This is a genomic window from Enterococcus sp. LJL90, from assembly GCF_056924355.1.
On the sequence record NZ_JBXPBQ010000003.1, the window covers coordinates 350,452 to 364,464 of the forward strand.

The following is a 14,013-nucleotide window of genomic DNA, read 5'->3' on the forward strand; positions in this document are numbered from 1 at the left end:
TGTTCGTCGGGTCATCCAATTTAGACTCCAGTAAAATAATCTGGATATTTATCAATAATTGAATCTTGTTCTTCAATAATCATGTGCAAGTGAAGTGATGTCAGGAAACTGATTTCATCTAGGTCATGATCAATCATCGCTTGAAAGATCATACTGTGTTCATTGATTAGACGTTCCCAACTCCAATCAACGATGTTAACCCTTAACCAGCGAAAGCGATCGAGATGGACACTATAGTTTTCAAGCCAGGTCCAGATATCTCCTTTTCCTGCTAGCTCAAAGCAGGTTTTATGGAAGGTGTTGTCCCAGTGAAAGAATTCTTTTTTATTCCTTTTTAAAGCGGTAGCTTCCTGCTGGTTAAGGATAGTTTCTAAAATTTTTCGACCATCGGCGGTTAATTTTGCACTGCATTCTTGCAAAACGGCCTTTTCCAACACTTCTCGCGTGTAGCGAGCATTTGCCGAAGATTGGATGTCAATTTGAGAGATATAAGTTCCTGACTGGGGAATGGTATAAATCAATTCTTGGTTTCTCAGTTGGATTAATGCCTCACGAATCGGTGTTCGTCCAATCTGCAGACGTTCCTCGAGCTCTTTTTCAGATATTTTTGAACCGGGGGCAAGTTCCGAATGAATAATCTGACTGCGAATCGCTTGAAAGGCTTGTTGCTGTAAATTAATTGTCATCAATAGTCCCTACCATTTAATATTTTCAAGTATTATAACATTTTAGTCATTCATCTGCAGGTAAAATTTGTTTAGCTAAATCTTTTGATTAGGTATCGATTAGTCGGACTTTTTCAAAAAATTAAGGAAAAGAAGTAGAGAAATTGTGTCAGAGTCTGCATTTAAAATGATGCAGCTAAAAATATGTAGGAGGAAGATATCAGTGACTACAAAAAATCTTTGGGAAGAACGGTTTATTTTAGCAGAGCAGGGTGTCCTGATTCCCCAATTAAATCCTGAAATGCTTCTTGAACAAACACATATAGCTCCAGAGTGGGTTCATTTTGGTGGTGGCAACTTATATCGTGCGTTTCATGGTGAAATTGCTCAAAAATTAGCAGAAGCTGGTGAAATAAGCAGTGGTGTGATTGTTTGCGAAACCTTCGATGAACAGGTTATCGACCGTGTTTATCAGCCGTATGAGAATAGTTTTTTTGAAGTTATTATGCATGAATCAGGTCAATTAGAAAAAATTTTGAATGTTGTAACAGCGGAAAGTCATTTTTGCCATCCGAATCGACCAGCATCGTACAGAAGAATGAAAGAGGTCTTCGAAAATCCCAGTTTGAAATTTATCACAGTGACAATTACAGAAAAAGGGTATGGACTGAGAGATTTAACAGGTGATTTTTCAAAAATCATCCAACAGGATTTAAAGACGGGGCCTGATGCTGGTCAACATACGATGAGCATCATTGCGAGCCTCTTATGGGGACGCTTTACTAAAAATGCCGCACCGATTGCGTTAGTTTCAACGGACAATTTCTCAAGAAATGGCCTGAAATTTCAAGAGGCCATTTTAACGATTGCAACCGGTTGGCTAGAGCATAATTTTGTAACACAGGAATTTATCGACTATTTATCTAATCCTCAACAAGTCAGTTTTCCTTGGTCGATGATTGATCGAATTACACCGAATCCTTCCCAAGTGGTTGCTGATGCTTTAAACAAAGCTGGTATTGAACCAGCAAAGCTGATTCGGACTGAAAAAGGGACAAATTTAGCAACCTTTGCCAATACAGAGGAGACACATTATTTGGTGATTGAGGATAGTTTTCCGAATGGGCGTCCTGATTTTACTAAAGCTGGGGTGATTTTGACAGATCGTGAAACTGTCGATCGCACAGATGCTATGAAGGTGACCACTTGTTTAAATCCTCTGCATACAACTTTAGCAGTTTATGGCTGTGCGCTTGATTATCAGTCGATTGCAGCGGAAATGAAGGACCCTGAACTTGTGGCTTTGATTAAAGGTGTCGGCTATCTAGAAGGGTTACCTGTGGTGGATGATCCAAAAATTATTAATCCCAAACAGTTTATTGATGAGCTGTTGACCAAGCGGTTACCAAATCCATTAATCCCTGACACTCCGCAAAGAATTGCCAGTGATACTTCTCAAAAGGTTGGAATTCGATTTGGTGAAACTATTCGAAAATATATGGAATCAACAACCCGCTCAACAGCTGAATTGACCTATATTCCATTGGCAATTGCAGGCTGGTTCCGTTACTTAGTCGGTGTTGATGATTATGGAGAGCCAATCCAACTCAGTCCTGATCCTTTATTGGCTAGTTTGACAGAGCAGTTGGCACGAATCGGTTTAGGTAGGACCGATGGTTTAGCTGCAGCTCTACAACCCATTTTAAGCAATGCTGAAATTTTTGGTGTCAATTTATATCAAGCTGATTTGGCTGATAAAATTATTGGTTACACTTCGGAATTACTACAGGGTCCTGGAGCTATTCGCACAACTTTAAAAAAATACACTAGAGGTGAGTAAGTAATGGAAATGACTTTTCGTTGGTTCGGCAAAAATGATGACAAAATAAAATTAGGAGATATTCGACAGATTCCGGGTATGAAAGGAATCGTAGGCACTTTGTTTGATATTCCGGCAGGAGAGGTGTGGCCTAAAGAGCAAATCAGAGCTTTAAAAGAAGAGATTGAAGCCGCAGGTTTAACTTTAAAAGTTATTGAAAGTGTTAATATTCACGATGATATAAAAATTGGCTTACCTTCTAGAGATCGTTATATTGAGAATTATAAAGAAACGATTCGCAATTTAGCAGAATTTGGTATCGAAGTTATCTGTTATAATTTTATGCCGATTTTCGATTGGATTAAAACGGATTTAGAATATGTTTTACCTGATGATTCCATTACCATGGCATTTGAAAAAGCTGGTATTGATCGTGACCCAGAAGATATTGTCAAAGAAGTTGAAGAAAGCAGTGGTGGTTATTCGCTACCGGGGTGGGAACCAGAGCGTTTAGCCCATGTGAAGGAATTATTTAAAGCCTATCACGATGTCGATGAAGAAAAACTAAGAGAAAATTTTGCATACTTCATGCAGGCCATTATTCCGACTTGTGAGGAAGTCGGTATTAAGATGGCAATCCATCCAGATGACCCACCGTATTCGATTTTCAATTTACCACGGATTGTTAAAAACCGTGATGACTTAGATTGGATATGTAATGTGGTGGACAGTCCTTCAAATGGTATTACTCTTTGTACTGGTTCAATTGGTGAAGATCCAAATAATGATGTTTATGCTATCTTAGCAGAATTTTGTAAACGGGATCGGATTCCATTTGCTCATGTACGTAATATCAAATACATGGGGCATGATATGGATTTTTATGAATCACCCCACCTCTCTTCAGAAGGTTCATTGGACATGTATAAAATATTAAAATCAATGTACGACAATGGATTTGACGGTTTTATCCGTCCAGATCATGGCCGTATGATTTGGGGAGAAACTGGTCGTCCGGGTTACGGTCTTTACGATCGTGCAATTGGAGCGTCCTACCTGCAAGGTTTATGGGAGGCACTCACTAAAGCATAGGTAAAAAATGCTAGCATTAGATATCGCCAATCGGTGCTCTGAGTTTTCAAAGTGTCTATACCAACTAAAAGACAGCAAGAGGTAAGGATTTTTAGTAACTAGCTACAATGGACTGAAAGATGAAAGGGATGAAGCAATGTTTTTAGATCAAAACTTTGTTTTAAAAAATGATTTCGCTAAAAAGGTCTACCACGACTATGTGGCAGACATGCCAATTATTGATTATCACTGCCATTTAGATCCTCAAGAAATCTACGAGAATCAAAAATTTGACAATATTACCCAGGCCTGGCTTGGTGGCGACCATTATAAATGGCGCCTTATGCGAGCTAATGGTGTGCCTGAAGAATTAATTACCGGAGCAGGTGATGATTATCAAAAATTTTTCGCCTGGGCGGAAACGATTGAGGGCTGTTTGGGTAATCCGTTATATGTTTGGACGCATTTAGAATTACAGCGGATTTTCGGTATCAAAGAAGTCCTATCAAGAAAGACGGCAGCCCTTATTTGGGAAAAAGCTAATCAAAAACTCCAAGAGAACCAGATGAGCACTAGAGGTTTGATTAAAGGAATGAAAGTAAAAGTTATCTGCACAACGGACGATCCTCTTTCTGATTTAAGTTTTCATCAAAAGTTGGCAAAAGAAGAAAAAGTATTTCGGGTCTTTCCAACTTTTCGACCTGATGGAGTAATTAATATTACAGCAACTACTTTTTCCGCCTATCAAAAAAGTTTGGCTGAAGCTACTGGATTACCTGTGACTACCTATCAAGAAATGCTCTTTGCGTTAAAGAAACGTATTGCCTATTTCCATGAAAACGGCTGTCGCTTATCTGACCATAGTTTCACTGAACTTGTATACGCCGAGGCCTCTGAAGCGAAGCTGGATAGTATTTTTAAAAAGGGTTTGAATCAGCAAACTTTAACGCCTGAGGAAGAAGCGAGCTATCATTATCAGCTACTATGTGATTTAATGAAGCTTTACCATGATCAAGGCTGGACCTGTCAGTTGCACTTGCAGGCGACACGCTCCAACAATAGTCAGTTATTCCGACAAGTTGGTGCTGATGTTGGCGGTGATGGGATGAATGATGGGCGTATTGTTGAAGCTATTGGCAAAGCTTTTAATTTTGTCAATGAAACGAATCAACTGCCGAAAACAATCTTATATTCTCTTAATCCGAATGATTTTATTCCATTAATTACCTTAATGGGTTGTTTTGAAGGAGAAGTTAAAAATAAAATTCAGTTTGGCTCTGCTTGGTGGTTTAATGATACTTATAGTGGTATGCGTCACCAATTGACAGCTTTAGCAGAAGGTAGTATTCTTGGCAACTTTGTCGGTATGTTGACAGATTCTAGAAGCTTCTTGTCTTATCCGCGGCATGAGTATTTCAGAAGAATTTTATGTCAGCTAGTCAGTGAATGGGTAGAAGATGGCCAATTACCTGCAGATACAGCTGTAATTGGACCAATATTAGCTAAGATAGCCTACCATAATGCAGCGGAATATTTTGGCTTTTCACTACCAGAAGACTAGAGAGAGGATTAATTTATATCTCAGGTTACTTATTTAAAGTTAAATAAGCTGTGGCATTATCCTAAACAGAATCCTACTAAAGCTGGATTCTGTTCAGTAAGGACAATTTAATATTGTGTTTACGAATTAAATTGAACCTTAGAGATGGATGCAAGAAAGTTGGGATTGCATCTGTTGAGAGACAACTGACACAGCTTGTTTTTTTCATGAGGAAAGTTGGTAAGCGTCGGTTTACAGAACTGCCATTTTTTATATCTGAGTGGAGATTATTTACATCCCTTGTTTGTTTTTCAGAATATTTTTAATTTTCGGATTGAAGAGTCAGCCCTCGAGAAGAATTAATTCTGGTTAGGTTTGCAATCCTCTGTTGTGACACCCATTTTTGATGGGATTACATAAAGTTAAGCAGAAGCAACCAAAGCTTTGAACTAACGGCTTTAGCAGTCAGATGCAATAGATTAGATTCGCTACTGTGTAAAGTATTGTTACTGATAATCTTTAAGGATTAATAGAAAAAATTATCTAATCATTGACCTCATTTTTTAGTTGCTTTTTAAAAAATGAAGTGCTAAGATATTGAAGTACGATTTTTGAATAACGCCTCCTTAGCTCAGTTGGTAGAGCAGTAGACTCTTAATCTATGGGTCGTAGGTTCGAGCCCTACAGGGGGCATTGGGTGCCAAACCCACGGAACAGGCAAATTGTTGGTGCGAAAGCATTTAGAAAACAATTTGCGCTGTTCTATTTTTTTGCCCTCAAAAATGGTTGGGACCTTAGTCTTGTTAACAGATAGAATCCCAATTTAAATTGTATTTGTCTCTGTAATCCAATGGCTCCTCGATACAGAAAGTACAAGTCAGACAGTGGTTCAATAGATTCTCATCGCTAATTCTTAATAATTGGCGATGCTTGCTGATATTGTTTGGAAAAATCAGTTCTGTTTTAATTAGTCTCACAGTCTCATGAAAAAAATTTCCCGTTAACTTCTTTAATTTGTTTCATGATACCTTAAATTTGTTCATTACTATCTCTTTTGGGAAGCGGTATCATTTCTCATGAAAGGAGCTGGAGGGATGAACAAAAAAAAGAAAAAGGGGTTTTGGCAGAATGTTTGGCGCTATAAGGCGTTGATTTTGATGGCGCTGCCGGGATTTATCTGGTTTATTTTCTTCTTTTATATACCAGTTTTTGCCAATGTGGTTGCATTTAAGGACTTTCATATTTCACCAAACGGTTTTATTGATAGCTTGCTGAGTAGCCCGTGGGTTGGCTTTGAGAATTTCAAATTCTTATTTGCCTCGAGTGATGCGTGGCTGATTACCCGTAATACGCTATTATACAACATTGTTTTCTTGGCTTTTAACCTGTTTTTTGCGATTACCTTTGCAATTGTTATGAGTGAATTGCGCAATAAAAAATTGGTGAAGGTCTATCATACGATGTCTTTACTGCCTTATTTTTTATCATGGGTAGTTATTGGCTACTTTGTCTACGCCTTTTTAAGTCCAGACAAAGGGATTATCAATCAATGGCTAACCAATGGCGGCAAGAATCCGATTAATTGGTACAACGATCCAACTTGGTGGCCATTAATCTTTGTCATTTTAAACGTTTGGAAGAGTCTTGGTTACAACAGTATTATCTATTACGCTTCGGTGATGGGGATTGATCCGACATACTATGAGGCGGCGATGGTGGACGGTGCCAGCAAGTGGCAACAGATTAAAAATGTAACCATTCCGCAAATTGTTCCGATGATGATGGTCCTATTGATTATGAATATTGGCGGGATTTTCCGAGCCGATTTCGGGATGTTCTATAATGTGCCGCGTAATTCAGGGGCCTTGTATCAAGTAACGTCAGTGCTGGATACTTACATTTATAATGGATTGACTGCTACTGGAGATTTAGGTATGACAGCGGCGGCTAGTTTGTATCAATCAGTTGTCGGGGCAGCACTTTTATTGGTGGCAAACTTTATTGTCCGTCGAATTGAACCGGATTCAGCACTATTTTAAAGGAGGGACTTCAATGAAAAAGAAAAAAATTAATAAAGTTGAAATCCGTTCCTTTAATCCAACGGCGAATGTGATTTTTAATATTGTAATTGCTTTGTTTGCAATCTCCTGTGTTATGCCATTTTTCTTCGTGGTGATGATTTCATTAACGCAGGAAGCCTCACTGGCAGAAATGGGCTATCGTTTTTGGCCGAAAGAATTTTCGATTGAGGCCTATAAGTATATTTTTGCCGGAGAGATGAGCAGCAAAATTTTTAGAGCGCTGGGCGTAACGGTCTTTGTGACGGTTTTAGGGACGGTAGTCAACACAAGCATGACTTCTTTATATGCCTATGCGATTTCCCGCTCGAATTTTCCCTTTCGTAAATTTTTCACCGTCTTTGCTCTGATTACGATGTTATTTACACCGGGGATGGTGGCAACCTATCTAGTGGTCAACAACTTGTTATCTTTAAAAGATACAGTTTGGGCCTTGATTCTACCTTTAGCCTTAGGACCTTTTAATATACTTGTTATGCGATCCTTCTTTATCAAAACGGTGCCAGATAGTATTATCGAGTCAGCCCGCATTGACGGGGCGACAGAAATGCGGATTTTCCGGAGTATTGTGTTGCCACTGGCGGTTCCGGGGATTGCGACAATTAGTTTGTTTGCGGCTTTAGGTTATTGGAATGATTGGTTCAACGCGTTACTTTATATTCAAAAAGATACGCTGGTTCCGCTACAGTATCTCTTGATGAAAATTCAAAATAATTTAGACTTCCTAGCTCGTAATGCTGGGATGGGGGCGCAGATTCAAGGCGGCCTAGCTGCTTTGCCGAGTGAGTCAGCTCGGATGGCGATTGTGGTGGTATCAACATTACCGATTGCTTTAACCTATCCATTTTTCCAAAGATATTTTGTGGGTGGCTTAACGCTTGGTGGTGTCAAAGAATAGTTTTATAAAAATAGAAGGAAGTGGACAAAATAATGAAAACGTGGAAGAAAGCATTGGGGATTACAGCGGCAGCTTCATTGACATTAGGCTTGGCTGCGTGTGGTAACAGCGACACTGAAGGGACTACAGAAGGAGAAAGCAGTTCAACCTCACTTTTAATGTATCAAGTCGGAGACAAACCTGATAATTATGACGAATTAATGGAGATTGCCAATAAGCAAATTGAAGAAAAAATCGGCGTGACGATTGATTTGCAATATATCAGCTGGGGCGATTGGGAGCAAAAAATGCCGACCATCATCAACTCAGGAGAAAGTTATGATATCGCCTTTGCTTTTCAATATGTCGCAAATGCCCAAAAAGGCGCCTTTGCGGATTTAACGGATTTAGCAGAAACCTATGCCAAAGAGTACATGGATCAGCTGCCGGAAATGTATAAAGTCGGCAATGAAGTCGATGGCAAATTGTATGCGATTCCAGTTTATGGCAATACTTGGGGCCAACAAGTATTAACCTTTAACCAACAATATGTCGACAAGTATGATTTAGATATCAGCGGAGTTGACGGTTCCTACGAATCTGCAACGGAAGTCTTGAAACAATTCCAAGAAAAAGAGCCGAATATTGCAGCCTTTGCGATTGGTCAAGATTTTAAAGCTTCAGGTGCTTATGATTATCCATTAGGTAAAGATTATCCTTTTGCCGTGAAATTAAATGCAGCAGGCGATCCACAAATTATCAATCAATATGCCGATGCTGATTTCCAAGAAACGTTAAAAGTTTTACATGAATGGTATCAAGAAGGATTGATTCCAACGGATGCCGCAACTAGTACACAAGCTTATCCATTAGAAGGCAATACTTGGTTTATGCGGGAAGAAACCCAAGGACCATTGGATTACGGTGATACAATTTTAACGCAAGCAGCTAGTCAGCCATTAGTTTCTCGTCCGTTGACTACTCAATTGCAAACAACTAGTCAAGCGCAGATGGCGAACTTTGTCGTGTCAAACACTTCAAAAAATAAAGAAAAGTCAGTAGAATTTTTAAATCTTTTAAACACTGACCCAGAATTATTAAACGGTTTGGTATGGGGCATTGAAGGTGAAGCCTGGGAAAAAGTTGGCGATGATAAAGTCGAAGTTTTAGATGGTTATCAGCCAAAAACCCACATGGCAGCTTGGAATACCGGTAACAACATGATTTTATACACTGCAGATACTGTGACAGATGAAATGATTGCTGAGCGGGACCAAAGTATTGAAAATGCTGAGTCCTCACCAATTCTTGGTTTCAATGTAAAAACGGATGATTTTAAAACAGAATTAACGAATATCATGAACGTAATGAATCGCTACCGGGCGAATTTAAATACCGGTTCAATTGATCCAGAGGAAAATCTACCGAAATTAATTGATGCTTTAGAAGAAGCTGGCTGGAGCGATGTTCAGGAAAAAATGCAAGCGCAATTAGATGAGTTTGGTGCTAGCCAAGACTAGTCAATAAATTAAGTAATACAGTAGGTTTTAACTATCTTTATGAAGCAAGCTGACTTATCGGCTGCTGTGGGAAATTCATTGGCAAATCCCCGCAGCAGCCGGTCAATCGGCGAAAAAACATTATTAGCTATTTGTAAATAGCTAGAGACTATGACATTAGTTAAAAACAGAATTGAACTTGGTGAGCATTTCAAGTAGAACTGCTAGATAATATGATTTTGCGGCGTGGACTTATTGAATCACAAAGCAAATACAAGATAGTTCAGGATTGCTTCTGTTGAAAGGCTTGTGTCACAGTCTTTGGATATTTCGAAGAACAATGGAGGGAACAAAATGGAAAGCAGTGGTATTCAACGTCTTTTTTATGTATTGTGGATGATTATTAAATTGAATTTGTATTTTATCCTTTTTTCTCTGATGGGGGGGATTTTGCTAGGTGCCGGACCAGCCTTTCAAACGATGAACGACTTATTAGCAGAACACGGCCTCAATTATCAAGAGATTACCTTTAAAAAATTTTTAGCCGGCTGGAAAATGAATTTTAAACGAGGCAATCAGCACTTTCTCTTATTTTTTGGAATCATTAGTCTGTTAAGCTACAATTTGTACTTGTCAGTACAAATTCAAGGACTGGTGTGGCTGGTGATTGATTTTGCCTTGTTTTTTACCATTCTTTTAGTCAGTGTGTTATTTATCTATGTCACGCTTTATCAAACCAGCTACGACATTTCCCTTTTAAATGTGGTAAAATTAGCTTTCGTTAGTGTTTTTTTAAACTTCGGGACTTTTCTAAAAATTCTTTTTGGTGTTGTCAGTATCCTGTTCATCACTTGGCTTTTCAAAGGATTGGTACTTTTTGCTACCTTTGCTTTATTGATTATTTGGAGCGGCTATGCCACCAAAGAAAGTCGAACATTAGTAGAAAGAAAGTTGGCGGCTCATGGGTAAATGGTGGCCTCGATTTGGCAAAAAAAAATATTTAATGAATCGTTTGATGCAAATTTACAGCCTTCTGTTAGTGGGAATCATCCTGCTAATGGTGGCTGCTTTGTGCGTTTTTACGACGGATTCCAATTACAAAAAACTGCAGGCGGAGATGGTCATTTTAGAAAACCGGATTAGCAGCTATGTGATGGATAAGGACAATACTATGAGCTTTTTATATATGGAATTGGCTAGTTCCAACACGGCAATTGACAATGTCCGTAAATATTTAACGTTGTCTCCTTCAGAGTATTTTAACTACACGGAAAAATTTTGGGAGGAGTACCAAAAAGATACCAGCATCTCTTCAACGGTCAGCGGCTTGTTTACAGCCTTTCCGGATTTAGACGAGCTGTATGTCACTTTGGAGGATTCGCAAAATTATCTGAAGGCTGACCGGATCAATCACAACGGCGTCAAAGCACAGGGGGAAATCGCCCCTTCCGGTGGTTTTATTGTCAATCGACCGATTATTGATCAATACACCTCACAAATTGTCGGGCAGATTTACGGAGTCTTTTCAGAGGAGGCTGTTTTAGGAACTTTTGCTGAGACCATGGTGACAGAAGGAATTGACGCTTATATCTTTGATGCTGCTGATCAAGTGATGTTTTCTTCACAGCATCAGGTTTCTGCACATGAGTACCAAGCGTTGCTGACGGGCATTCAAGAAGATGTGATTCCAGCAACGTTTAAGAAAAAATATTACGTACTGGAAAAAGAAACCAGTAAAAATAATTCCTATGTCTTAACCGCTAGTAAAAAAGTTTTGTGGACAAAAAATCTGCAAATCTTTAGTCTAATTATTCTCTTGGGGACGGCGTTAGCAGGGATTTTACTCTATACGTTGAAACGAACTTTTAATCGCTACTTTCAACAAATTGAAACGATTGTCGGCATCACCCACAGTGTTGCCGAAGGAAATCTAGCTGAACGCATTGATGTCGGGCAAGTTCAAGATGAGCTATTTGATCTCTCCGAAGCGATTAATTTCATGATTGCAAGCTTGGATCAATACATCAAAGACAATTATGAACTGGAAATTAAGCAACGGGATGCCCACATGCGGGCGCTGCAATCGCAAATCAACCCGCATTTTTTATACAATACCTTGGAATATGTCAGAATGTATGCCTTAAGTAAGCAACAAGATGAACTGGCGGATGTTGTCTACGCCTTTTCTGCATTATTGCGAAATAATACTACCCAGGAGAAAACCACCTCGTTAAAGAAGGAAACATCTTTTTGCGAAAAATATGTTTATCTTTATCAGATGCGCTATCCTGATCGTGTAGCCTACCGTTTTACGATTGCGCCGGAACTAGAGGAATTAATTATTCCTAAATTTAGTTTGCAGCCTTTAGTGGAAAATTATTTTGTTCATGGCATTGACTACACCCGCAATGATAATGCTATTAGTTTAAAGAGCTTTTTTGAAAAAGAGGATGTTGTCATCAAGGTGATTGATAACGGCAAAGGCATGAGTCAGCCAGCTTTGAGCCAGCTACAAGAAAAATTAGCGGCAACAGAGGCACCGCTCACCACTTCGATTGGCCTCAGAAATGTCTATGAACGGCTGCAGCACTTTTTCGGTGAGGCTTTTACTATGACCATCAATTCAAAATTGGGACAGGGAACAACCATCACCATTCGCATCAAAGGAGGGAAACAGCTTGTATAAAGCCATGCTAGTTGACGATGAATACATGATTTTAGAAGGGCTTAAACAGATTATTCCTTGGCAGGATTTGGGGTTTGAGATTGTTAAGACTGCCCGTACCGGTCGTGAAGCGTTAGATTATCTCAAAGAGCAACCGGTGGATTTAATAATCAGCGATATTACGATGCCAGAATTAAGCGGCATTCAAATGATTAGTGAAGCCTACGCTTTAGGCTATGATTTTTCAGCGGTGTTTCTCTCAGGCTATCAAGAATTTGAATACGTCAAAGAAGGCATTCGCTTAGGAGTGAAGGACTATCTAGTTAAGCCGGTAGACAAAGAGGAATTGACGGAAATTGTCAAAAAAATTCGTCAGGAACTAGACGATAAACAATATCGTAAAGAACAGGAACAATTGTATACAGAAAGTTCCATCAGCCGCTGGTTAAATGATGAACTCAGCGAGCATGAATTCTTTGAACTAATGGATAACTTAATGCTGAAAACTACCGGTCCCTATACAGCTGTTAAGGTAACGGGAACAGCAAAAGAGCTGCTGCTTTTGATGAAGGAATTAAAGCTCAAGGGGCAAAAGCTTTTGATTACTAGCGGGCCTCAACAAGACCAACAGCTGACAATTATTTTTCAAGGGGCAACCTCTAGCTTTAAGCTCTTTTTGGCGGATTTAAAACGCCGTTTCAACGAAAACATCATTATCTATCCAGGGGAGACCGTTCAAGACTGGGAAAATGTGTATGAAAGTTATGAAAAGGTTCTGCAGATTGAAGAGTTGAATCAGTTTTATCCCGAGCTGTTGCCAAGCCAGCATTTGGACATGCTGGAGGAAATGACCGAACCGGAATTTTCCTTTTTCGGTTTTAATAAGTCCTTAATGATTGGCGATGCCAAGACGATTCAACAGGAGTTGGATAAAATTTTTGCAGAGGTGCAAAGTCAGCATCTGCGGCCAGAAAATGCCCGCTACATTGCCTTTTTATTATTTGCGGATATTTCTCGTCAATATCCGGTGATTACTAAAGCGGTCTATGAGGCGACGATTCAAAAGATTCGCAGCAGTACGACTCTTTATCAACTTAAAAAGGTCTTAGAAGAACTTTTGCAGCTGGTTAGTGAACAACCGGTGGAAAAGCAGCTGTCTGAGGTAAGTCAGCAGGTAATTGAAATCGTTCGAAAAAAATATAAACAAGAGCTCAACTTAAAAAATGTCGCAGATGAATTACACTTAAATGCAGTTTATTTAGGTCAGCTCTTTAAAAAAGAGCTTCATAGCAGCTTCGCCCAGTATTTAAACCAAGTTCGAATTAAGCGGGCGCAACAGCTATTACTCTACAGCAATCAAAACATCAATGAAATTGCGGAGGCAATTGGCTACAACAATACCAATTATTTTTCCAAAATGTTTAAAAAACTCAATGGTATCACGCCAAAGGAATTTAGAGAACAATATCTAACGGATTATTCTGAAGTCAAACAAGAGGGAAAATGGTTGTGAAACTCCGTGGAGAGCTTGGAAAGGAACATTAGATTGAAGCGAAGGGAAGCTGTTTAGTTTTTGAAACGGGTAGGACATTAGGGATAAGAAAATTTTTCTTGAAAACAAGTTCTGTGTTACAGTCAGTTTCTGTGCTATAGTCAGCTATTGAGAGCCAAGCCCATTGTATTTTGTCACAAGAATCTGATATAAGCGCAGCATTATAAAAATCAAAAAGCCGAACACTTTATCAAATTCCGCAAGAGGGCCATGTAAAGGCCCTCTGTAATCAGGAACTGTCGCTAAA

10 protein-coding genes and 1 tRNA gene are annotated in these 14,013 nt (G+C 39.2%); 10 read left to right on the top strand and 1 reads right to left on the bottom strand.

Annotation, left to right across the window (positions count from 1 at the left end; translation table 11 throughout):
* Nucleotides 1–20: 20 nt before the first annotated feature.
* On the bottom strand, nt 21–689 hold the full coding sequence (locus tag AC1Z3S_RS09815) for a GntR family transcriptional regulator (protein ID WP_461740223.1): 669 nt from the start codon (nt 687–689) through the stop codon (nt 21–23).
* Between the two features lie 277 nt (nt 690–966).
* Here AC1Z3S_RS09815 and AC1Z3S_RS09820 point away from each other — a divergent pair, with 277 nt between their 5' ends.
* The 10 genes from AC1Z3S_RS09820 to AC1Z3S_RS09865 all read left to right on the top strand — a co-directional run bounded on the left by AC1Z3S_RS09820 (nt 967) and on the right by AC1Z3S_RS09865 (nt 13,727).
* The gene (locus tag AC1Z3S_RS09820) at nt 967–2,505 is read left to right on the top strand and encodes a mannitol dehydrogenase family protein (protein WP_461740286.1); all 1,539 of its coding nucleotides are present in this window, start codon (nt 967–969) and stop codon (nt 2,503–2,505) included.
* A 3-nt stretch (nt 2,506–2,508) separates the two neighbouring features.
* Nucleotides 2,509–3,576, top strand: coding sequence for a mannonate dehydratase (gene uxuA, locus AC1Z3S_RS09825; RefSeq protein ID WP_461740224.1), 1,068 nt, complete (start codon nt 2,509–2,511; stop codon nt 3,574–3,576).
* A 136-nt stretch (nt 3,577–3,712) separates the two neighbouring features.
* Nucleotides 3,713–5,116, top strand: coding sequence for a glucuronate isomerase (gene uxaC, locus AC1Z3S_RS09830; protein WP_461740225.1), 1,404 nt, complete (start codon nt 3,713–3,715; stop codon nt 5,114–5,116).
* 599 nt (nt 5,117–5,715) lie between these two features.
* Nucleotides 5,716–5,788 (top strand) — tRNA-Lys (locus AC1Z3S_RS09835).
* Between the two features lie 383 nt (nt 5,789–6,171).
* Nucleotides 6,172–7,134 (top strand): ABC transporter permease, encoded by a 963-nt coding sequence (locus tag AC1Z3S_RS09840; protein ID WP_265458311.1) that lies wholly within the window; start codon nt 6,172–6,174, stop codon nt 7,132–7,134.
* A gap of 13 nt (nt 7,135–7,147) precedes the next feature.
* The gene (locus AC1Z3S_RS09845; protein WP_461736337.1) at nt 7,148–8,071 is read left to right on the top strand and encodes a carbohydrate ABC transporter permease; all 924 of its coding nucleotides are present in this window, start codon (nt 7,148–7,150) and stop codon (nt 8,069–8,071) included.
* 32 nt (nt 8,072–8,103) lie between these two features.
* Entirely contained in the window at nt 8,104–9,570 is a 1,467-nt protein-coding gene (locus tag AC1Z3S_RS09850) for an ABC transporter substrate-binding protein (RefSeq protein ID WP_461740226.1), read from the top strand.
* 333 nt (nt 9,571–9,903) lie between these two features.
* A complete protein-coding gene (locus tag AC1Z3S_RS09855; protein ID WP_461740227.1) occupies nt 9,904–10,518 on the top strand; it encodes a YesL family protein in 615 nt (204 codons plus the stop codon).
* Nucleotides 10,511–12,235: a sensor histidine kinase gene (locus AC1Z3S_RS09860; RefSeq protein ID WP_461740228.1), complete on the top strand. Its 1,725-nt coding sequence runs from the start codon at nt 10,511–10,513 to the stop codon at nt 12,233–12,235. Before AC1Z3S_RS09855 ends, AC1Z3S_RS09860 begins: the two co-directional genes overlap by 8 nt.
* Complete coding sequence (locus AC1Z3S_RS09865; RefSeq protein ID WP_461740229.1) at nt 12,228–13,727, top strand: response regulator transcription factor; 1,500 nt, start codon at nt 12,228–12,230, stop codon at nt 13,725–13,727. Before AC1Z3S_RS09860 ends, AC1Z3S_RS09865 begins: the two co-directional genes overlap by 8 nt.
* The last annotated feature ends 286 nt before the right edge of the window (nt 13,728–14,013 follow it).